The 23,174-nt window shown below is 48.7% G+C and carries 20 protein-coding genes; 4 read left to right on the top strand and 16 right to left on the bottom strand.

What is annotated here, in order from left to right:
• Positions 1-9 precede the first annotated feature (9 nt).
• Complete coding sequence (locus AC4PME_RS07400; RefSeq protein WP_490709450.1) at positions 10-339, top strand: TfoX/Sxy family protein; 330 nt, start codon at positions 10-12, stop codon at positions 337-339.
• Here the strand turns inward: AC4PME_RS07400 and AC4PME_RS07405 are convergent.
• From AC4PME_RS07405 to AC4PME_RS07430, 6 genes are read right to left on the bottom strand one after another with little or no spacing between them, the layout of a single operon-like run.
• A complete protein-coding gene (locus tag AC4PME_RS07405; RefSeq protein ID WP_491045599.1) occupies positions 319-1,938 on the bottom strand; it encodes an ABC transporter ATP-binding protein in 1,620 nt (539 codons plus the stop codon). The two genes, AC4PME_RS07400 and AC4PME_RS07405, sit on opposite strands and share 21 nt — an antisense overlap.
• A gap of 1 nt (position 1,939) precedes the next feature.
• Positions 1,940-2,767, bottom strand: a complete 828-nt coding sequence (locus tag AC4PME_RS07410) for an ABC transporter permease (protein ID WP_491045600.1) — start codon at positions 2,765-2,767, stop codon at positions 1,940-1,942.
• A gap of 2 nt (positions 2,768-2,769) precedes the next feature.
• Positions 2,770-3,726, bottom strand: coding sequence for an ABC transporter permease (locus tag AC4PME_RS07415; RefSeq protein ID WP_491045601.1), 957 nt, complete (start codon positions 3,724-3,726; stop codon positions 2,770-2,772).
• 12 nt (positions 3,727-3,738) lie between these two features.
• Positions 3,739-5,334, bottom strand: coding sequence for an ABC transporter substrate-binding protein (locus AC4PME_RS07420; RefSeq protein WP_491045602.1), 1,596 nt, complete (start codon positions 5,332-5,334; stop codon positions 3,739-3,741).
• A gap of 39 nt (positions 5,335-5,373) precedes the next feature.
• Complete coding sequence (locus AC4PME_RS07425; RefSeq protein ID WP_491045603.1) at positions 5,374-6,648, bottom strand: NAD(P)/FAD-dependent oxidoreductase; 1,275 nt, start codon at positions 6,646-6,648, stop codon at positions 5,374-5,376.
• Between the two features lie 3 nt (positions 6,649-6,651).
• Complete coding sequence (locus AC4PME_RS07430) at positions 6,652-7,320, bottom strand: haloacid dehalogenase type II (protein ID WP_119501693.1); 669 nt, start codon at positions 7,318-7,320, stop codon at positions 6,652-6,654.
• Between the two features lie 501 nt (positions 7,321-7,821).
• Between AC4PME_RS07430 and AC4PME_RS07435 the strand changes: the two genes are divergently transcribed.
• From AC4PME_RS07435 to AC4PME_RS07445, 3 genes are read left to right on the top strand one after another with little or no spacing between them, the layout of a single operon-like run.
• Positions 7,822-9,198, top strand: a complete 1,377-nt coding sequence (locus AC4PME_RS07435) for an aminotransferase class III-fold pyridoxal phosphate-dependent enzyme (RefSeq protein WP_491045604.1) — start codon at positions 7,822-7,824, stop codon at positions 9,196-9,198.
• Positions 9,198-10,274: a tartrate dehydrogenase gene (locus AC4PME_RS07440; protein ID WP_491045605.1), complete on the top strand. Its 1,077-nt coding sequence runs from the start codon at positions 9,198-9,200 to the stop codon at positions 10,272-10,274. Before AC4PME_RS07435 ends, AC4PME_RS07440 begins: the two co-directional genes overlap by 1 nt.
• Before the next feature lie 33 nt (positions 10,275-10,307).
• Entirely contained in the window at positions 10,308-11,765 is a 1,458-nt protein-coding gene (locus tag AC4PME_RS07445; protein WP_491045660.1) for an NAD-dependent succinate-semialdehyde dehydrogenase, read from the top strand.
• A gap of 48 nt (positions 11,766-11,813) precedes the next feature.
• Here AC4PME_RS07445 and AC4PME_RS07450 read toward each other — a convergent pair whose 3' ends face one another.
• The 10 genes from AC4PME_RS07450 to AC4PME_RS07495 all read right to left on the bottom strand — a co-directional run bounded on the left by AC4PME_RS07450 (position 11,814) and on the right by AC4PME_RS07495 (position 23,078).
• Positions 11,814-12,371, bottom strand: coding sequence for a YbhB/YbcL family Raf kinase inhibitor-like protein (locus tag AC4PME_RS07450; protein WP_491045606.1), 558 nt, complete (start codon positions 12,369-12,371; stop codon positions 11,814-11,816).
• A 252-nt stretch (positions 12,372-12,623) separates the two neighbouring features.
• Positions 12,624-13,787 (bottom strand): acetyltransferase domain-containing protein, encoded by a 1,164-nt coding sequence (locus AC4PME_RS07455; protein ID WP_491045607.1) that lies wholly within the window; start codon positions 13,785-13,787, stop codon positions 12,624-12,626.
• Positions 13,788-13,851: 64 nt separating this feature from the next.
• Positions 13,852-14,577 (bottom strand): DUF4198 domain-containing protein, encoded by a 726-nt coding sequence (locus AC4PME_RS07460; protein ID WP_491045608.1) that lies wholly within the window; start codon positions 14,575-14,577, stop codon positions 13,852-13,854.
• 16 nt (positions 14,578-14,593) lie between these two features.
• Entirely contained in the window at positions 14,594-15,139 is a 546-nt protein-coding gene (locus tag AC4PME_RS07465; protein WP_491529539.1) for a hypothetical protein, read from the bottom strand.
• A gap of 14 nt (positions 15,140-15,153) precedes the next feature.
• Entirely contained in the window at positions 15,154-15,840 is a 687-nt protein-coding gene (locus AC4PME_RS07470; RefSeq protein WP_491045661.1) for a HupE/UreJ family protein, read from the bottom strand.
• Between the two features lie 20 nt (positions 15,841-15,860).
• Complete coding sequence (locus tag AC4PME_RS07475; RefSeq protein ID WP_491045610.1) at positions 15,861-16,241, bottom strand: hypothetical protein; 381 nt, start codon at positions 16,239-16,241, stop codon at positions 15,861-15,863.
• A 74-nt stretch (positions 16,242-16,315) separates the two neighbouring features.
• Entirely contained in the window at positions 16,316-17,290 is a 975-nt protein-coding gene (locus tag AC4PME_RS07480; protein WP_491045611.1) for a M56 family metallopeptidase, read from the bottom strand.
• Between the two features lie 279 nt (positions 17,291-17,569).
• Positions 17,570-20,665: an efflux RND transporter permease subunit gene (locus tag AC4PME_RS07485; protein ID WP_491045612.1), complete on the bottom strand. Its 3,096-nt coding sequence runs from the start codon at positions 20,663-20,665 to the stop codon at positions 17,570-17,572.
• Between the two features lie 11 nt (positions 20,666-20,676).
• Complete coding sequence (locus AC4PME_RS07490; RefSeq protein WP_491045613.1) at positions 20,677-21,927, bottom strand: efflux RND transporter periplasmic adaptor subunit; 1,251 nt, start codon at positions 21,925-21,927, stop codon at positions 20,677-20,679.
• A complete protein-coding gene (locus AC4PME_RS07495; RefSeq protein WP_491045614.1) occupies positions 21,924-23,078 on the bottom strand; it encodes a TolC family protein in 1,155 nt (384 codons plus the stop codon). The genes AC4PME_RS07490 and AC4PME_RS07495 overlap by 4 nt, the downstream gene beginning before the upstream one ends.
• Between the last annotated feature and the right edge of the window lie 96 nt (positions 23,079-23,174).

A 23,174-nucleotide genomic window follows, 5' to 3' on the forward strand; every position in this document is an offset into this window, starting at 1 on the left:
CAGAACGTTATGACCTCAGAATTTATTGATAGCCTGCATGATGTATTTTCAACGTTGCAACCGGTAACAACACGGCGGATGTTTGGCGGAACAGGTCTGTTCCACAGTGGCCTCATGTTCGCCATCGTCATTGATGATTTGCTGTATCTGAAAGCGGATAAGGAGACCAGCCAGCAATTTATTCATGAAGGCTGTGAGCCGTTTACTTACAGCAGGCAAGGCAAACAGGTCGCACTGCAATACTACAGTGCACCTGATTGTATTTATGATGATCCCGACGATGCCGCTCTGTGGGCACAGCTGGCCTTTTCCAGCGCATTACGCAGCAGGCGGTCTTGAGTCCAGCCAGCCCGGGTCTAACGTGGGAACACTGGCCACCAGCTTCTTCGTGTAATCGTGGGAAGGCGCAGTACTTACCGCTTCACCGCTCGCGTATTCCACCGCATTACCTTTATAGAGAACCAGCACATCGTCACATAAAGTACGCACAGTAGGTATATCGTGGCTGATAAAAACAATGGCTATATTCAACTTCGTCTGCAGATCTTTCAGCAGCTCTAAAATGGCTGCGGCAACAACAGTATCCAGCGCTGATGTCACCTCGTCACATAAAATAACCGACGGTTCCGCAGCCAGCGCGCGGGCCAGATTGATACGTTGCTTTTGCCCGCCGGACAGCGCGCCGCATTTACGATCAGCCAGTTCAGCGGGTAATTGCACCAGCGCTAACAACTCTGCCACACGTGCACGCTGTTGTTCCCCTTTCATGCCATGGAAGAAAGTTAAGGGCCTGCCAATAATATCCCCCACTTTCTGCGCCGGATTCAGCGCAGTATCCGCATTCTGGAACACCATCTGCACACGCTGACATTCACTTTTACTGCGAGACGAAATGGATGCCGGCAGCTCCTTTCCGTCCAGCAACATATACCCTTTCGCTGCGGGAATTAAACCTGCGATAACACGTGCAAATGTCGATTTTCCGGAACCGGACTCACCGATAATGCCGACGGTTTTGCCCTTTTCAACTTTAATAGACACGTCATGCAAAACAGGAATTTGCGGTAAACCTTCTGCGGTAATTTTACCGTAGCCAGCAACAATATTACTGACCTCCAGGACTGTTTTTGCCGTTGGCCGGTTTAATCCGGACGCACCGTGAGACACCGCGGCCAGCAACTGACGGGTATAGGGCTCAGCTGCGTGATTTAAGATTTCAGTGGTGGTGTTGTGCTCGACCATTTTGCCATGTTGCAGAACAAGGATCTGATCGGCCATCTGGGCAACCACAGCCAAATCATGGGATACATACACAGCCGTGGTATTCCTGGCTTTCACCGCCGCTTTAAACGCTTTGAGCACATCCACCTGAGTGGTGACATCCAGTGCAGTAGTCGGCTCATCAAAAATAACCAGTTCAGGGTCACAGAGAAGGGCCATCGCTGCCATCAACCGTTGCAACTGACCACCGGATACCTCGTGGGGATAACGGTTCCCGATGGTATCGTAATGAGGCAACGACAACTGCCTGAACAGCTCCGTGGCTTTTTTCTGTGCGTCAGCCCGGCTCATGGCGCCGTGAATTAATGCACCTTCTATCACCTGCTCCATGATTTTCCGGGAGGGATTAAACGCCGCAGCCGCACTTTGTGCAACGTATGCCACTTTCCGGCCCCGCAATGACGCCAGTATAGTATCGCTCAACCCGAGCATACTCTGCCCGCCCACCGCGACTTCACCACCGGTGATATAACAACCCGGCCGGGCATAGCCCAGTAACGACATGGCGATGGTTGTTTTACCCGAGCCGGATTCACCGATAAGGGCCAGCACTTCTCCGCGCTCTAGGGTAAAGCTGACATCTTTTACGATTACTTTTTTGCTGTCGCCCTTCCCCGCGGAGACTTCGAGTTTATTAACCGAAACATGAGATGACATATTATTTATCTCCTGCGGAATAGGTGGCGCTGCCACGGAAACTGTCGATAAACAGATTCACTGCAATGGTAATGGTCGCGATGGCTAGCGCAGGGACGATGACTGCCGGCGCGCCTTCTGCCAGTCCGGAAATGTTTTCTCTGACCAGCGAACCCAAATCTGCCTCGGGCGGTTGCACGCCCAGTCCCAGAAAACTCAGGCTACTCAGCAACAGCACAACGAACACAAAGCGCAGACCAAAATCAGCCAGCATGGGGTGCACAATATTAGGCAGGATTTCCCTGGTAGCTAAATAGAAGCTGCCTTCGCCACGGGTACGGGCCACGGTAACAAAGTCCATACTGGCAACATTCACAGCCAGTGCTCTGGCGATCCTGAACGAACCGGGCATGTAACTGAAGGCTGTGATAGCCAGTAAAATAGTAACGGAAGAGCCGAATGCAGCAATCATCACCAGAGCAAAAATTTTGCTGGGAATGGATATCAATGCATCCATAAGACGGCTGATGATTTCATCGGTGCGTCGTGAACTGACAGATGAAAACAGGGCGATTAACGTACCGCTGGCGCAGGCGAGACCGGCAGCAACAAGGGGAATAAAAATCGTATAGCGGGCACCGTCCAGCATACGGCTCAGTACATCACGACCCAGATAGTCTGTACCCAGCCAGAATTCACTGTTCACCGGCTCAAACACTTCCCATGCAACAATGGCGTTTCCGCTGTGAGGCGCCATAAACGGACCCAATACGGCAATAAACAACCAGAAAACAATAACGGTTAAACCAATTTTTCCGGAAACCGGCAACTGACTCAGATTAATACGCATGATCAACCTCCATGCCGCAGTTTGGGATTAGCCACAATGGCGGCAACATCAGCGATCAGAACGAGGATCAGATAGCCGGTACAAAACAGCATGGCACAAGCCTGAAGCAACGGCATATCGCGGTTTGTCACGGCATCTACCATCAGGCTCGCCAGACCAGGGTAATTAAAAATCACTTCTACAATGACCACCCCGCCCAATAAGTAAGACAAACTGAGGGCAACCGCGTTGACGATGGGACCAATAGCGTTTGGCAGTGCGTGGCGCACCACTGCACGGGACAATGTTGACCCTTTCAGCAATGCCATCTCAACATAAGGCTGGGAAAGCTGTTCAAGTACCGCAGCGCGGGTCAGCCTGGCCATCTGCGCCGACAACACCATACAAAGTGTCAGCACCGGCATCGCAAAAGCGCGAAGGTAATCACTTAAAGAGGCATCCGGTGCAATATAAGATAATGACGGCAACCAGTTCAGCTCTACGGCGAAAATCAGCACAAAAATCGTTGCCAGCAAAAACTCCGGCACCGCCACCATCGATAACGTAAACAGGTTGATGGTTTTATCAATGCGGGAACCGCTGTACATAGCCGCAACAATGCCAAGCGTGAGAGCGAACGGCACCGCAATTAACGTGGTGAACGCTGCCAGCGTGAGTGATTTACTGATGCGCTCACCAATCAGGGCACTTACCGGCCGCGCATTTGCCAGTGACTGACCTGCATCTCCCTGTATCAGGCCGGTTAACCATTTGGCATACCGGGTTAACGGAGGATCATTCAGTCCGTAGGCTTCCCGCAGCTCTGCAACAGCTTCAGGTGTCGCGCTCTGGCCCAACATTTCCTGCGCGGCGTCGCCGGGCAACAAGTTAGCGATGGTAAACACCACTGCAGACACAATCAGTAATGTCACTAACGCCGATGACAATCGTTTGAGCAACAACTGCAAAATAATTTTCATTGCCACAAACTCCTATGCATCCAGCCAGACATGTTCAGCAAATGTGTATCCCATCAGGCCACCTGTCGGAATGGGATAGAAACCTTTTATGCGTTTATCGAAACCGTCAATGAGGTTCATAAACACGGGAATACTGACTCCGCTTCCCTGACTGATAAGGGTTTGCATATTCTGATACATCTGCTTGCGTTTACTTTCGTCCCCTTCCCCTCTGGCTGCCAGAAGTAGCTGGTCGAACTGCTTATTTTGCCAGCCGGACTCATTCCACGGCGCATCAGACTTGTAGAACAGGGTGAACAGTTCATCCAGACTAGCTCTGGGATTAATGTTGCCGAAACCCATAGGATGCTTCATCCAGTGATTCGACCAGTAGCCGTCGGCAGGTACGCGGTTAATACCGAGTTTCAAATCCACCTCAATACCGGATAACTGCAGCAACGCGGCCATATCAACAGAACCTTCTGCCGCTGGAGTAGCAAATACCGGCAAACGGGCTCCCTGCATACCTGCTTTTTTCAGGTGATAGCGGGCTTTATCGAGATCGTAGGGGCGCTGGGGCAAATCAGCATTAGAATATTTATGCGAAGGCGGCACAGGGTGATCGTTAGCAATCGTGGCGTAGCCGCGGAACAATGCCCGCTTAACAAGGGGACGGTCGAACATGTATTTAATTGCGGTGACAAAATCCGGATTATTCGTCGGGTACACATCCTGACGCATAATTAAATTGGTATATAAGCCAGACTCGGTTTGCATCACATCGCAGCGTTCTGAATTTCTTATCCGCTTTGTGGAACGGGGGTTTACTGCAACCATCATGTGAATGTCGCCGGCCAGCAATGCATTCACCCGTGAAGATTCATCAGCAATACCCACCAGCTCTATTTCATCCAGATAAGGCTTACCGGGTTTCCAGAAATTCCGGTTTTTCTCAAATACCGTGCGTACGCCCGGAGAAAATGATTTCAGTTTGTAAGGTCCGGTGCCATCTGCGCTGTCACGGAAATTTGTGGTGCCGTCGGCAACAATGCAAAAATTTGAAGATGCCAGGATGACGGGTAAGTCAGCATTGGCAGAGGTCAGCTCAATGACCAGAGAGTGCGACCCGGTAGCCTTCACACTTTCGAATTGAGCAGCAATGGGTGCAACACGTGAAGTCACCGAAGGATCTTTATGGCGTAACAGTGAATACACCACATCGGCAGATGTCAGCGACTTTCCGCTGTGAAATGTCACCCCTTTTCTTAAGGTAATTTGCCAACTTTTCTGATCCTGACTCTCCATGGATTCAGCCAGTGCCAGGTCGGCTCCCATTTCACGGTTGAACTGCGTTAAACCGCTGTAGAGCGTATAGATTCTGGTGTAATCAGTACCCAGTGAAGCTTTGGCGGGATCGAGGGTATCTTTGGTCGACACCGAGGTACTGGCGACACGGATACGGCCACCATAAACGGGCTTATCACTAACTTGTGGCAGAGTGGTTTCAGCCAGCACATGGGCTGGCAACCATAGTCCGCTGGCCGCAGCAACACCCGCAGCGCCCAGCCCTTTTAATAATTTTCTTCTGTCGTGTTGCGACACAGAATGCAGAGAACGTCGTTCTTTCATGTTGTAACACCTTCCGTCATGACACGTAACGTTCTACGCTTAATGAAGTTTATCCTGGAGCTGGTAATACAAGCCGACAAAAGGCAAAAACCAGGGCTTTCCAAAGTGCAGTGGCACCGCTGGCCAGTCGTTGGAAATCCAGGGACAGTGCGAGGGTTTGCCCTCTACTAAATCCGCCATGGTTTCCCCCATGTGCACAGCCATCTGAACACCATGACCGCTGTAACCCATGGCATAAAAAAGGCCATCGTGCTGTCCGACTTTCGGTAAGCGGTCTGCGCTCATGTCCACCGTTCCGCCCCAGCAATAATCAATTTTTGTGCTGGCAAGCTGCGGGAACATGTCATCCAGAGACTGACGCAATATCACGCCGCTTTTGGCATCTGATTTCGGGTTAGATACGGCAAATCTGGCGCGGCCACCGAACAGCAAACGCTGATCCGGCGTTAAACGGAAATAATTACCGATATTTTTGCTGGTCACGTAGGAACGGTTGCCGGGGAACAATTCAGCTACCAGTTCATCTGACAACGGCGCGGTGGCAACAGCAAAGCTGCCCACCGGCACAATGCGGCGGCGAAACCAGCTAAACGGGCCGGGGCCACTGCCGCCGGTGGCAACCACAACCTGCTTTGCCTGTAGTGTTTGCACCGGCGTAGTCACCTGCCATGACTGATTATTCAGCTTACGGACCTGCGTGACTGGTTGATGCTGAAACAGCATGGCGCCTGCCTGCACACAAGCCTGTGCAAGGCCCGTGACCAGTTTACCCACATGCAGTTGCACACCGTTGGGTGTAAGCAACCCGCCGTAAAACGAACCGGAACCGATTTCTTTTTCCAGCGCGGATTTATCCAGTAATTTTGCATCAGGATCGACTGACTGGATCAGCGCAGCATGTGTTTTTTCCAGCTTTTCCATGTGTTCAGGTTTAGCAGCCAGTTTAATTTTTCCGGCCACTCTGAAATCACAGGCAATCTGATGTTCCTGCACAATGCGGGTAACAGATCCAACAGCATCATTATAAAACGTATAGAACGCGCGGGCTTTTTCTTCGCCATATGTTGCGACAAGCCCGGCATAATCCTGCGCCGTACCGTTATTACACTGCCCGCCATTACGGCCGGACGCTTCCGAACCGATAGTGCCGGCTTCAACCAGCGCCACTGTTGCGCCCCGTTTTGCTAAGGCCAGCGCAGTGGACAAGCCGGTAAAGCCGCCGCCTATCACCACGGTATCAACTGTGGCATTGGCCGGACTTTCCGGTAGTGAAAGCGTGGGGGCTGTATCTAACCAGTACGACGTATTTTTCATGTTTTACAGTCCGACTACGCCCGGTAATCCGCTGATGTCTTTAATTTCGGTGTAGCCATAGAACGGGTTAGCCGGCTCATGGCCACGGTTTACCCATACTTTATTTTTTATGCCGATATCATGCGCTGACATCAGGTCATAACGGAAGCTGGATGAAACATGAAGAATGTCTTCAGGATTACAGCCCAGGTTATCAATCATATATTCAAAGGCTTGCAGGCGGGGCTTATAAGCCTGCGCCTGTTCTGCGGTATACACAGCGTGGAAAGGCGCTTCAAGATTGGCCACATTCGAATTGATTTGCTCGTTTGCCGCATTGGATAAAATGACCAGCGGGATCTCAGCAGCCACTTTCTTTAACGGTTCAACCACATCAGGGTGCGGTCCCCACGTAGGTACAGCCTTGTAAATTGTTACGCTGTCTTCGTCGCGATACTCAATGCCCCATTTCTTACATAAACGGGTAACGGCATTGCGGACCACTTCAGAGTAAGGCTTCCACGCGCCAAGTACTTCATCTAAACGGTAGGCTGAAAAATCTTTTACGAACTGAGGCATTTGCTCCGGTGTGATCCGGTCTGCAAACAGTCGCTGCGCAATGGGCGCCATTTCAAAGTAAATCAGGGTGCCGTAGCAGTCGAAAGAAATATATTTAGGTTTAAATGCACTCATTGTTGGTTCCAGCTATGTAATTTTTATGTCGAATCTATTACACCACGCGGTAACGGTATAAAAATACCAAAATGAAATGTTACCACGGGATGATGCGTCTGTTTTATTTGTACAATCAGCAGAGTATGCCGCATCGTTTCATTTGCTTTTCAACCGGCCAGAACGCCTGAAAATGGCCCGTTTCCCGTGACATCGCTTGTACAGTGCCACGGTTTAAAACAATGCTGCTGTCGCATCACTCCTGCTTAATCATCATGCCGCATTAATCGCAGCATATTTTGCTGAGAAGCTGACAAAAACAATATTTCCACACCTTTATCTCAAATCGTTCGAAAGATAAACGAACTGGCGCAGCGCTACTATTATCAAGCTGAATTTGCTCTGCGTTTCTTTACCTCCGTCTTTTTTCTCGCCGGATAAATCACGCAGATGTCTTAAAAAATCATAAACATTGAGCGGCGCGCACACTTCGCTTAATAAATACAAATATGGAATGTCATCATGCAAACCTCTGCCCTGAAAGAACTGGACAGCCAGTACCTGATCCATCCGGTATCTGATTTCCGTGGTCACCAGCAAAAAGGTGTCAAAATTTTACAATCCGGCAAAGGCCCCCGGGTGACCGACAGCGAGGGAGAAACCTATCTGGATGCATTTGCAGGCTTATGGTGTGTGAATGTAGGTTTCGGGGAACAACGCATTGTCGATGTGGCCAGCAAACAAATGTCGGTACTTCCTTATGCCACAGGCTATTTCGGATTCGGCAGCGAACCGGCAATCAAACTGGCTGAGAAACTGGTATCCATTACACCAGACTCATTACAGCATGTGTATTTCTCTCTGGGTGGTTCTGACGCTGTGGATGCCGCGCTGCGTTATATTACCTATTACTACAATGCTATTGGCAAACCTCAGAAAAAACACATTATTGCGCTGAAACGGGGCTACCACGGTTCTTCGTCGGTGGGCGCAGGGGTAACCGGCCTACCAGCTTTTCATGCTAATTTCGATGTGCCGCTGCCGACACATCATCATATAGCCTGTCCGTATTTTTACCGTAGCGACTTTGACACCGAACAGGCCCTCATCGACGCGTCTGTACAGGAACTGAAAGATAAAGTTTCAGCATTGGGCGCAGACAATGTGGCTGCGTTTTTCTGTGAACCGGTTGTGGGTTCCGGTGGCGTAATCGTGCCCCCGAAAGGCTGGTTAACCGCCATTGCCAAAGCGTGTAAATCACTGGGTATTTTATTTGTGGTCGATGAAGTCATTACCGGCTTTGGCCGCACGGGAAAAATGTTTGCCTGTGAACACGAAAATATTCAACCCGACATGATGACAATGGCAAAGGGTTTAACATCCGGCTACGTGCCGATGGGTGCTGTGATGATGTCAGATGAAATATTCAAAGGTATCGCCGACGGTCCACACCGTTCTGCGGTAGTCGGCCACGGCCAGACGTATTCAGCCCATCCGGTCAGTGCCGCTGTTGCGCTGGAAGTGATCAGTATTTACGAAGAAGGCCTGCTGGAGCATGCGCAGGCCATGACGCCGTATTTCGAAGACAAATTACAATCGGTACTCAGCCATCCTCTTGTGGGCGATGTACGAAATCAGGGCCTGCTGGCTGCTGTAGAACTGGTGGCAGATAAATCTACGAAACGTCAATTTCCGGCAGAACTGGGCTTGCATGAGGTCATTGCTGATATTGCCTGGAAGAATAAACTGATTTTCCGTGCATTTGGCGACAATATTCTCGGCTTTGCCCCGGCGCTCTGTTACAGCAAAGAAGATTTTGATGAACTCTTTTACCTGTTACAGAAAACCCTCGATGAAGTGTTGTCTTTAGATATGGTTAAGAAGGAAATAGCCCGCTAATGAAACCGTTTAATATTGCAGTAATTGCCGGTGATGGCATCGGAAAAGAAGTCATGCCTGAAGGGCTGAAAATTGTAAAAGCGGCTGCAAAGAAATTCGGCATCCCCCTTAACTTCCAGGAATTCAAGTGGGGTGATTGCGACTACTACGCCGAATATGGTCGTATGATGCCGGAAAACTGGAAAGAGTTAGTGTCAGACATGGATGCCATTTATTTTGGTGCCGTTGGCTGGCCAGCGTCAGTGCCTGATCATATTTCACTGTGGGGCTCTATTCTTACTTTCCGCCGTGAATTCGATCAGTACATCAACATGCGTCCGGTGCGTACTTTCGAAGGGGTAAAATGTGCCCTGTCGACGCCCCGTGCTGATGAAATCGACTTTGTGGTTGTACGGGAGAATACTGAAGGCGAGTACTCATCCATTGGCGGTATTATGTATGAAGGCACTGAGCGTGAAGTGGTATTACAGCAATCGGTATTCAGCCGTCACGGTACCGACCGCGTTTTAAAATATGCTTTTGAAACCGCGCGTCAGCGTGATGCGAAGAAACTGACAGTGGCAACAAAAAGTAACGGTATGGCCATCAGTATGCCCTGGTGGGATTCCCGTGCCGAAGCCATCAGTAAAGACTACAGCGATATTCAGTGGGACAAACAACACATCGATATTCTTTCAGCCCGTTTTGTCATGAATCCGGAGCGGTTTGATGTGGTGGTAGCCTCCAACCTGTTTGGTGATATTTTGTCTGACCTGGGGCCGGCCTGTACCGGCACCATTGGTCTTGCACCCTCTGCTAATTTAAACCCTGAAAGAAAATTTCCATCCCTGTTCGAGCCGGTACACGGTTCGGCGCCGGATATTTACGGTAAGAACATCGCCAACCCCATTGGTATGATCTGGTCCGGTGCTTTGATGCTGAAGTTCCTCACTGAAGATTCAGGCTCCGGTGCAGAGGCCCACGATGCTATCATCAAAGCCATAGAAACCGCTTTAAAAGGCGACATTACCACTCCGGATCTGGGCGGCAATGCCAGCACACAGTCCATGGGTGACGCCATTCTTTCTCACCTTTAAGGGTTTAACAGCAACGTGACGACAGAAACAGGAATGACGCTGAAAGATAAGACACTACTCAGCACGCAAAACTACATTAACGGAAAGTGGCAGAATGCGATTTCCGGCATGACGTATCCGGTTATCAATCCGGCCACAGGTGAACGGATTGCCAGTGCGCCCGACAGTGACGCCATTGATGCCGCCCATGCTGCCCGCTCTGCACAAAAAGCATTTCAGAGCTGGGGTAAAACCAGTCACCGTGAACGGGCCACACTGCTTGAGAAATGGTACGCAGTCATCAACGAAAATATTGATGATCTTGCACTTACCATGACCACAGAACAGGGTAAGCCGCTGGCAGAAGCAAAAGGCGAAGTGGCCTATGGCGCTTCCTACGTAAAATGGTTTTCTCAGCAAATCATGCAGCTTCGGGGCGATATTTTACCTGAAGCTGGCAGCGGTAAAGTGCAAACCGTAGAAAAGCGGCCGGTGGGCGTTGTTGCGGTTATCACACCATGGAATTTCCCGTTTGCTATGCTGGCCCGGAAAATTGCGCCAGCATTGGCGGCCGGTTGCACGGTAGTGGTTAAGCCGGCGGAAGATACCCCGCTGACGGCACTGATGATGGCAAAACTTATCGATATTGCAGGCTTCCCGCCGGGTGTGGTGAATGTGGTCACAGCCAGTCGTGAACAAACGGCCATTGCCGTTGATGCCTGGCTTAAAGATCCGTTAGTGAAAAAACTCAGCTTTACAGGTTCAACGCAGGTAGGCCGCTATCTGGCAGAGCGCTGTGCCAGTACGCTGAAAAAGCTGTCTTTAGAATTAGGCGGCAATGCGCCCTTTATCGTGTTCGCTGATGCAGATTTAGACGCGGCGGTTGAAGGCTTAATGGCTGCCAAACTCAGAAATGGCGGGCAAACCTGTGTATGTCCTAACCGCATTTATGTAGAAGACAGTATTTATGATGAATTTGCCAGCCGGCTGACGGACAAAGTGGCAGCGTTAAAAGTGGGCTCCCCTCTGGACGAAGATACCCGCATCGGCCCGATGATTAATCAAAAGGCCGTGGATAAAATTAACGCCCATATTAGCGATGCAGTGGAACAAGGCGGCGTTGTACTGTGCGGGAATAAAGCGCCTGACGACACCCTGTTCGTCGAGCCCACCGTCATTGCCGATGCAAACAATGCCATGCGCCTGTTCACTGAAGAAACGTTCGGCCCGGTGCTTCCTCTGTTCCGTTTTCAGTCAGAAAGCGAAGCCATTGAAGAAGCTAACAACACAGAATATGGTCTGGCGGCATACTTCTACACCCGCGACCATTACCGGATTCACCGGTTGAAAGATGCTCTGCAGGCGGGTGTGATTGGCGTCAACGAAGGTGCGGTTGCCAGCGAACAGGCACCTTTCGGCGGTATCAAAGCATCTGGATATGGCCGTGAAGGCTCTCACTACGGCCTGGATGACTTCTTGTATATTGCTTACTTCTGTGAAGGCGGGTTTTAACACCCGCTTTTCTCTTCCTGGTCATTCCGGCGCTGATAATTACGTCACTCAGCGCTGATAAGTCGCTTCCAGAGTGGCTTTTCCTAATGCGTTCATGTTCACCATGTACCCTGTCAGTGCGCCTGACGGATTGTCCGGCAGTGACAATTTTTCCGGTAATGCGAATACCGTGAACTGATAGCGGTGCGCTTTATGACCTTCAGGTGGACACGCTCCGCCAAAGCCGGCATAACCGAAATCATTCACTATCTGCATACTGCCTTCCGGTAATACCATACTCCCTGCACTGCCCGCGCCGGTGGGTAATTCAGTGGTACTGGCCGGAATATTGACTACCTGCCAGTGCCACCAGCCGCTTCCGGTAGGTGCATCCGGATCGTATACGAAGAGTGCGTAGAAATTTGTTCCTGCCGGTGCATCATGCCATGAAAGCTGTGGAGACAAATTATCTCCGTCACACCCGAAACCTTTGAATTCCTGCTCTTTGGACATGGGTTCCCCTGCTGCCATGTCTTCGCTGGTTATTGTGAAACTCGCAGCAGATGCGGCAGTAGTGAATGACAGCCCGACAAAGCAGGCAATACCTGCAACCGTTTTCAACGTCATGATCTGTTCCTTATCTTTATAGGTGTGGGAGTGCCGGTTGTAGCTGACCATAAGCAATTTCAGCTATCTGATACTTTGCTTTGTGGCATCTTGCAGCTTAATTCAGCATTAAATTTATACTAACGGAAGGACCGGCGCTGACAACTGATTTTTCACTCAGATGAATACTGTTTCAGCTTTTAAGGCAGGAAAGAGAACATTGGTTTTCTGTAATTCCCCTGCGCAAAAACGCAGGGGAAAACACGGGTTACATCAGAAATATTTAACCAGCGGGTTGGTACTGTTGTGTTTAAAGCGTGAAAATGCTTTTGTGGGGAAATACAACACAACAGCCAGAAGCGCAGCTACCAGCCATACCTGCCAGACATAATCGAAGGCAAACAAGTCACCGTAGTTCGGTCCGGCAAGATTGAGCACAATACGATAACTGACCAGCAGCACGAACAGATGCACGATGTAGAAAAACATGGGTGCTGAACCGAATGACTCAATGACCTGTGTGAATTTATTGTTCACTGTATCTAAAGCAAACAGCACTAAAAATGCCCCGCCCAGGGTGAGTAACACGAAATCCAGTGACGGCGGATATTTGGTAAAGTTAATGAAATCCATCGCGGTCTGAATAGCTGTGGCTTGTGTTTCCCATGGCATGACTTCTCCATAGATATTGAAGCCCCTCAGGACCAGCAGTACTCCCCACATGGATAAAGCCAGACCCAGCAATACTTTTTTACGCTGCGGCGAGGCAACATTGCGGGAAAATACCGGCCCCATGCTGTAACCCAGCAGGATCACACCTATCCACGGAAGCACGGGATAAGACGCTTTAATACGGAAGGCTTCAGAAGTAAATATAAAACCGCGGTCATGCAAAATAGCCCACAGGGTGTAGCCGGTTTCCCCCGGCGCAAAGCTGATTGGTGATAACAGGTTATGACCACATACAATCAGAAGCCCCAGTGCCAGAATCAGTTTTGCCGGTAAATGACAAAGCACAGAAAGTACAACCATACTCACACCAATTGCCCACATTACCTGCAACCACAATGTGTCGTAGGTGCCCATCCACAGCCAGTTGATCACTGCAATCTCAATAAAAATAATGAACAGACCCCGTTTAAATAAGAACGGTGTTGCAGAGCGTACAGGCTTGTTCGCAGGGTGGGAATACAACCACGCAGACAAACCGGTCAGGAATACAAATACCGGTGCACAAAAATGCGCGCTGATGCGGGTAAAAAATAACTGAGGACTGGTTACATCAATGTCCATGGGATCTGATACATTTTGATGATAGAAATATCTTTCCCTGACGTGGTCAACCAGCATAAAAAGCATGACCAGTCCACGGAGAATATCGATAGAAGCAATACGTTTACTTATTGCACTTGCTGCCTGGGTGGTGTTTTCACTCATTATTATTTTTCCTGATAGCTCAGGGTTGGAGAATACCAACCCTTACAGAAGATATTAAACAGACTTATTCCGGCGCGTGCGGTAATACGTAAGAAAATGTAGCAAGATGTTCGATTTTATCGACGATTTTGGGATCATCTGCCGGACCGTCAAAGGTAGCCACAACTACGTTTAACCCCTGATTCCTGACAGGCATGGTCACCTTACCGTCTTTTCCGGTTACGACAGGCGTTGCGTCCGGGTCGTTGACAAAATCAGCTTTCACATTGGCTCCGGCCACCGGCTTGCCTTTATACAGCACCTGATAGGTCATGTCTTCACCTAGCAGAAGCGGAAAATTATCTCCTACTGGTACAATTTGCAGAACTTGATCTTCCAGAGCTGGTACTTTGCGTAGAGGTCCACGCAGGTGAACCGCGTATTTGTAGGTTTTTTCACTTAAAATAGCATCCGGAACTTCATCACGTCCGGCACCAATCCAGTGACCTTCTCCGGTGTTACTCCAGATACCGTTATTCAGTACAGCAGACACAGCAACCGGATAATCATCACTGGTTACCAGAAGTAACGGTCCGGCAGGAGTTAATTCAGCGTCTACTGTATCCCAGTCCTCATCGAAACCGTGGATCGCTTCTACTTTGGGTAGTCGCTTAACCGTATCTAAATCGTCTGCCCCGACACCGTAAATCATCGCCAGTTGCGTTGCGCGCTCGGCAAAATAGATTCCGTGTGCATTTACCTGTGACGCCAGTAGTGCTGTGGCGCAAAATGTCAGTAATTTTTTGTACATAAGTTCCTCTTCAACGTTAGTTTATTGTTTTAACACTGCTATAGAATCCGGCGACTTTGACTGTAATTTCCACAGGCTCGTCGCTCATATTTTGCCAGTACCATCCGTGCGTTCCCTCGAAAGGCGCTTTAAAGATGCCGCTGTCAGCAGATATTGCCTTGGCTTTTTTATAGCTCTCAAACTCATCACCGGCACCCAGCTTTTCTCCGTGCATATCCATATAAAGTTCACCGCCATTGGCCGACCACTCGTAGCTCATTCCGTTACCGGCTTTTAGCAGCGCTTTTACCTCTACGCCTTCATATTCAGGTAACGTGAACGTTACTGTGTCGCTTTTAAATTCCCCCGTGCTTTGGGCAAAAATAAAGTCACCGTTTCCGCCTCCTGTCACTTCACCATCTTCATCGGGCACCGCTGCGTTTAGCGTGGTCAATCCCAGTGCTTTACCTATGCCGGTAATGTCTTTGTTATATTCAGCAGGTAAAACCACTGTTACAGCCAGTACGATGCCCGCAACAGTGGCTCCTATCAGTCCTTTAATCACTTGTTGATTTGAGACCATATTCATTTCGCCGTTCATACTTCACCCCACACGAGTCCGGATAGCTGATAAATTGTTAAAGTGACACCGGCTGTGACCAGCACCATGTTAGATAAGAAGGCATATCGCTGAAAATCAGGTAACTTGCGCAGTAACAACACCAGCATTAACATCAGATAGAGCGCTATCATCTGCCCCATTTCAACACCCACGTTAAACGCGATGATATTGCCAACCAGACCGTCTTCAGACAGTGAAAAATCCTGCAGTTTTGTGGCAAGGCCAAAGCCGTGAAACAACCCGAATACCAGCACGGCTGCTTTGTTGTTTATCGTTATGCCAAAGAAACGCTGGAAAAAATCGACATTATCAAGTGCCTTATAAGCCACAGATAATCCGATAATTGCGTCAATGATGTACGCATTAATGTGGATGCCTGATAACACACCAAAAAGCAGCGTGATACTGTGGCCTAAGGCGAAAAGAGTGACGTAAATCCCGACATCTTTAAGGCGGTACAGGAAAAAAATAACACCAAACAGAAACAACAGATGGTCATAACCCGTCACCATGTGTTTGGCACCAAGATAAATATAGGGAATGACCTGCAATCCCGAACTCGCTTCCAGGAATGCCCTGTCTCCGTCGGCCACACCGTGAGCAAATGCAGAACCAGCAAACACTACGGAAAAGCAGATCAGCAAGCGTGCATAAAACGTCATATTTTTCATCTGCTGACCTGTCAGAACTTATATTTTGCAACAATCTTGGAATAACCATCTTCCAGCGTCAGCAGCGCCAGTGCGGTATCTCCTGAGTCAATTTTCACCTTACCGGTAAACTCATTGCCATCTGCTGCGGTAAGCGCAAGACTGTCTTTTTTCCCCTCACCTTTAACTTTTAACGTGAGTGCCAGATCAGAGGCGTTCAGCGGTTCACCATCGTAGAAAACCCACACACTGACGTTGTCACTCATTTGCTTAAGTTCGAATGAATACTCCCCGACTATTTTTACAACCCCGCCAAACTGAGGCTCTGTATTGCCATGAGCCATCGCTTCAGAAACGGTGAGTGTGCCTGCGAACAAACAAGAGATGAGAAGTGTTGCTAATGATTTTTTCATTTCGTTTTCCTGTAATAAAAACCTATCGACAATCGGTTTTTTGCTGTTAGCTAAACCTGAAAAGTAATCTCAGGTCAGAAGTTTAATAAAGATTCAATATAGTGATGCAGGTTATCTAATGACAAGACGTTGACAGCAAAGAGCAGGACCATCGCTGTCAGACCAAACACCGGTGCTTTGAAAGACACTTCGCCGGGTGACGTCAGATACCTTACCCGCTGAGAGATAAAATCATTACCAAAGCCAGTACAAAGCTTACTTTCAGACGTGTTCTGACGGAGTCTTTTGGATACAGCAACCAGGGTGGCAGCAACATCCAGATTGTCGCTCCTTAGTGCAGCCTCCTGGTCAGCCCGTAATTCCACCGCCAACGCGTAGTGTGACATCAACTGTTTGCTGTGCTTACGGATAAAGTAACCACTTAAAAAATGAAACAACCACTTTTTCAACGGATCATAATTGCGCTTATGGGCAAATTCATGATCTAAAATTATCGCCAATTCAGCAGGAACTGATCTGTCAACCAATGCACTTGAAACATAACATTCAGGTTTAAAAATGCCTGCTGTAAAGGCCATCGGGCGTTCACTTTGAATTTCGTTGTAAGTGAACTCATTGAAAGAAGCCGATCCCCCCGATTCACGACTTTTTGAAAGCAGGAATAACCCGTGCAAAGAAGTAATATGGGAGATTGCGCTGTGCACAGAACGGTAAATGGCAATACAGGTAAAAATTAAAAAGAACGCCAGGAGCGTGCCGTGCCAGGTCATCCATTCAAATTCAAACAGATGGTGCCAGTGAGCCATTACAGGCAGAAAATCCGCAGAACCTTCACCAAACGTATTGTAAGCAAAAATGCCGCTGCAAAGCGCAGCTATACACCATGGAAGTAACACCCAGCTCCACAGTAAGAAACGTCGTTGCTGATGCGCCAGAGTAAAAACAAATGAAGAAACCAGTGGAAAGACCAGGCATTGTACAAACCAGGTCATCGCAAAGCACACTGTCGCCATGCTGGCAATGTTTAGAAAAATGTGACTGATTTGCATGCTTTACTTCCCTCTGACTTTCATTATTAAACTGTCATGCAAGGTTGATTACATAAACAGATATTATTCTAACAGGTGAAGGCAATGGCTTAACGGGTACTTTAGTACACCTCTTTTTAAGCTGTCATCAGATTGCCATATAAAACCGATGACCTATAGGTTTTTTTGATTATTTTTTGGATAAAAGCATTCTATGCTGCGTTTTAATGTGCGAATAAACATTTCTGCTTAATAAAACAAAAGCGATACGCCGGCTTCGTCGTACCGCTTTGCGAATAACTATTTATCCCTGTGCAATATGCGATAAAGCGCAGGCAGAACAAAAAGTGTGAGTATTGTAGATGAGATTACTCCACCTATCACAACAGTGGCCAGCGGTCGCTGTACTTCAGACCCAATGCCGGAGTTCAACGCCATCGGAATAAAACCCAAAGAAGCCACGAGCGCCGTGGTCAGCACGGGTCTGAGCCGTGTTAACGCCCCTTCAGTAATCGCACCGGTAAGGTTCTTCCCTCTGGTGAGCAGCTCTCTGATGAAAGACACCATGACCAGACCATTCAGTATGGCGATACCGGACAACGCGATAAAACCGACTGCTGCGGAAATGGAAAAGGGAATATCACGTATCAACAATGCTGCAATTCCTCCCGTCAGCGCCAGCGGCACACCGGTAAAGATGATCAACGCGTCTTTGACAGAGTTAAGGGCCAGAATGAGTAATCCGATGATCAACAGCAGAGTCACCGGCACCACAATCGTTAATCTGTCAGAAGCAGACTGCAATTTTTCGAATGTGCCACCATACTCAACCCAGTACCCCTCCGGAAGCTCTGCATTGTCTGAGACAGCCCGCTGAACATCTGCAACAAAGGATCCCAGATCACGCCCGCGAACGTTGGCTGTTACCACTACCCGACGTTTGCCGTTCTCTCTGTTTATCTGGTTTGCGCCGACAGACATTTCGACGGATGCCAGTTCCTGCAACGGAACGCTTTGTCCACCGGGCAACCGTACCGGCAGCCAGGCCAGATCATCAATATTTGTTCGCGCGTTTTCATTCAGACGGACAGTAATATTTGAACGCACATCACCTTCATAGAAAATGCCGGCCTGATATCCCCCTGTTGCTGTCGCAAACTGACGTTGCAAATCTGCGATGCTCATCCCATATTTCTGTAGTGCCAGTCTGTCCGGCACAATACTCAGAACCGGTAAACCTGTGGTCTGCTCTACCTGAATATCGGCAATGCCTTCCACCCCTGACACAGAAGATTCAATACTGGCAGCCAACGCAGTCAGCGTTTCAAAATCATCGCCGAACACTTTAATTGCCAGTTCAGCTCTGACACCTGCAAGAAGTTCGTTGAAGCGCATTTGAATAGGCTGAAGAAATTCATAACGGTTGCCGGGAATATCACTGACTAATTCTGCAAGTTGATTGACTACATCCTCTTTCGTTCTGGCTGGGTCCGGCCATTCACTTCGTGGTTTCAGAATAATAAAGTTATCTGCAACACTGGGCGGCACAGCATCCGTTGCCACATCAGCAGTACCAATTTTAGCAAACACCCTCTCCACTTCAGGCAACTCCCTGATGCGTTCTTCCAGTGCTTCCTGCAGGGCAATAGCCTGAGACAGTGACGTACCCGGTATCCGGAGGGCATGCATAGCAATATCGCCTTCATCGAGATCCGGTGCAAATTCGCTGCCCATTTGTGTTGCCTGCCGGACTGAAAACGCGACCAGTAATACCGCGCCACCAACAATGAACCAGCGACCTTTTAATACTCCGCTAAGCAGCGGTTTGTATGCCGCTTCAGCTATTTTTATAACCGGGCTGTGCCGTTCTTTTATTTTGCCTCTGAACAACAAAGCAACCATGGCGGGCACAAAGGTAACAGATAAAATCATGGCACTGATCAGCGCAATCACAACGGTAAGCGCCATGGGATGAAACATCTTACCTTCTACACCCTCAAGTGCAAAAATAGGCAGATACACGGCAGTGATGATAAACACACCGAAAAGGGCCGGCTTAATCACCTCCGAAGTAGCAGAAAATACTATGTCTAACCGTGTTTTAAGTGAACTGGTTCCTGCTTGCTCAGTACTCAGTCTTCGCAGGCAATTTTCAACGATGATGATTGCCCCATCAACCAGTAACCCGAAGTCCAGCGCCCCCAGGCTCATCAGGTTAGCACTGACACCGGCCTCCACCATACCGGTTATCGTCATCAGCATGGCAAAAGGAATAACCAGTGCTGTGAGAAACGCTGCTCTGAAGTTACCTAACAGTACAAATAAAATGACGATAACAAACAAAGCCCCTTCTATCAGGTTCGTCTGTACGGTGGTCAGCGTGTTGTCCACCAGCTTCGTTCTGTCATAAACAGCTGTTGCCTCAATCCCTTCCGGCAAATTCTTATTAATTTCTTTCAGCTTTTCACCCACGGCACCGGCTACTTTCCGGCTGTTTTCACCGATAAGCATAAACACCGTACTCATCACAACTTCGCGGCCGTTTTGCGTTGCTGCACCGTTTCTGAGTGCATGACCCTCTGACACTGTCGCCACATCTTTTACCAGTACTGAACGGCCATTGTGCATTGCAACCGGAAGCATACCAATGTCTTCAACCGTCATTGCCTGCCCGGGTACCCTGAGCAAAAGCTGGGCACCATTACGCTCGATAAAACCGGCACCCTGATTCTGATTATTGCCGGCGATACCATCGATAAGTTGTTGCTGTGATATACCAAAAGCCAGCATATTTTCCGGTTTCATCGCTACGGTAATTTCTTTTTCAAAACCACCAATCGGATTCACTTCAACCACACCGGGAACACGCATTAATTGCGGCCGGATTGTCCAGTCATGAATGGTTCTGAGATCAACAGGTGTGACAGGTGAGCCGTCGGCATTAAGTGCTCCCGGTTCTGCATCCACGGTAAACATAAATATTTCACCCAGTCCGGTGGCAATGGGACCTAACTCAGGTTTCAAATCTGCAGGTAAGTCACCCGCCGCTGAACTTAACCGTTCAGAGACAAGTTGTCTGGCAAAATAAACATCTGTTTCGTCGCTGAATACAGCAATAACCTGCGAAAGCCCGTAACGGGATACCGAACGGGTATATGTCAGCCCCGGTAATCCTGACAACGCCGTTTCAAGCGGAAATGTAATGCGTTGTTCAACCTCCAGAGGCGTATAGCCCCCGGCTTCCGTATTGATCATAACCTGTACATTGGTAATATCAGGTACTGCATCAATTGGTAACTTTGTGTAATTCCACACTCCCAGAGCTGCAGCAGCAAGCACCAGGGCAAGTACGAGCAGATTCCTTCTGAGTGAAAACTTCAATATGTAATCTAACATCAGCTGTACTCCTAGTGGTCGTGAGAAGCGCCTGACTTCTCAATATCAGCTTTAAGTACATAACTGTTTTCAGTTACATATACGGTGCCGGGTTCTAAGCCGCCCAGCACCTCAATCCACTCTTCTCCCTGTCTGCCAAGTTCGAGCATACGTACTTCATATTGCTGCCCTACTTTCGCATAGACCACGGTAAAGTCTCTGAATGCCTGTAAACCGCTTCGTTTAACAGCAAGAGGCACGTCGAAGGTTGCCACTTCAATGCGGCCGTGAACGAAACTACCCGCTTTGAAATTTTCGTCGTTATTGGGCACACGCACCCACCATATTTGTGCCTGTTCCTGACTGACCGAATGTTCAGCCCAAAGTAACTGCCCGTTTATTTCTGAATCACTCCCTACAACAGTCAGGCTTACAGCGCTGCCTTTCTTCACTTTGCGGTAATCTTCAGGATATACAGCTATTCTGGCAATCATTGTGGAGGTATCTGTAATCTCCAGCAGCGTTCTGTTCGCTGTTTGTTCTCCCGGATTCACTGTTCGTTTTGTGACGACACCATTAGCGGGTGAATAAACGGTATAAGGTTTAAGACTTTCGTTACTTTCGATAGTCATCAGCGCCTGTCCTTTTTTCACCCGCTCCCCGCGGGCAACAAGCACTTTACTGATCTGCCCTTCAAACCGTGCAGAAATGTTATACCGTCCTTCATCAGGAACCGCGAGTTCGCCATAGACAGGAATTGACTGGTGAATGGTTTGTGCCCCGGCGATTTCAGTTTCAATGCCCATTGCTTCAGCCACTTTGGCTTCAATGGTAGTGCGGCCTTCATAATTTTCGTAAGCCCAGCGTAACGTTTTGCCCTGATAGACAGCCTCCACAGCCACGAAGAAAGAGTGAGGTTCATAAATTGTCATATCACCACGGAGGAAATCGCCTTCACGGTAAAAGTTAATGTTATCTACCACATCACCGAGCCGGGTGAGTTTAACGTTCACCTTAACATCGGCCGGTGAAACTGGCTTTCCGTCATCAGTAAACCAGACACGAAACTCAGGTGGCACTCCCGTTTCAAAGATTGACAGTTCAAGCGCCAGGTCGCCCTCGCGCAACATTCTGCCCCGGTGAGGACCCTTTTCCGGTTCGGCGGCAGCCTGCGCCTCTTCAGCCATAGCAAATACGGCAGGGATCTGAAACGTGGCGAAGCTTATCGCAGCAACGAATACAGAATTTTTTAAAAAAATACGGATACGGTTTAATGTTTTCATTGTGAAATTGCTGCACCTGTTAGTCGTTGAAACTCTACATGAAGTAGCTGAACGTTCTGATATTCATCCAGAAGTTGAAATTGTGCATCAAGTAAGGACTGACGTACTTCATTCCATTGGAGGTAGGAAAGCTGCCCTTTTTCGAATGCTGTAGTGGCATTCTCTGAGGCAAGTTCCAGCGCGGGAATGATGTCCTGACCTATTGACTGAATCACATGACGGCCATGCTTCAATTCCTGAAGCAAATCGAACAATGTTGTATCAAGCTCTTTTAGCAACGCTGCCTTGTCATACTCCAGTACATCCTGCTGAGCTTTTAAAGATTTGATTAATCCCGCATTTTTAGATGCAGCGCCAAAAGGCACAGATACGCCGGCGACAAAGCCAAAATCATCCGTGGTTTCATAGCGCCTGACACCCGCATTAAACTGCCACTGATTTTTTTGCTCCGCCTGAGCTAATTCAATTTGGGACACAGCTACGCGCTGAGCTTGAAGGATCGCCACCAGAGCGGGGTTATTCTTAACTGCGTCCATTTGATTTGAAACAGATGTCACTGCCGGTAACTCAGAAAGGTCACCATCAGCAGCAACATAAGTTGAAGGTTGCCCCCACAGATTACTCAATGCATAAGAAGCGGTTTTAAGTTGATGCTCAGAGTCCTCCAGGGCCAGTGATTTCTGCATCACCTCTGCAATAGCTAATTGTTGTTCAATGACAGAACTGCTTCCTGCAGCAACACGTTTGTCTATTTCGGCTTTAGTGTCACTGGCCTGTTGCAATGCCATCTTGTTCAGTTTAAGCCGTTCATTTCCGACAAGCAGTTCAATAAACCTCCGGGCAGTTGCAGCAGACAAATCAAGGAGAGCTATCTGCTCATCAATGGCATCCTGCTTTGCCTGAACGGAGAGGTTGTTTACTTTTGCATTTATCAGATGCTGCTGCATGACCCAGGAAATTGACAACGTCGTCTGAGCACTATTTAAAAGCCGGTGTTCACCGTAGCCGAACCCGTCCTCGATCATCAAACCAACCTGCGGTAATTCTCCGGTCTCTGCCTGCAGAATCTGACCCTCCCTGAAAACTGCCTGTGCAGTGTATTTTTTAAGTTCCGGATGATGTGATACCGCTTTTCTAATTGCATCCTGCAAATTGACCGGAGTGACATTTTCATGAGTCTGAGCGGAAACGCTTTGACTCAGTAACAATAAGCCGGACAACAAAAACCGACTTACAATCGGTTTTTT

This window comes from Alteromonas sp., assembly GCF_984505615.1.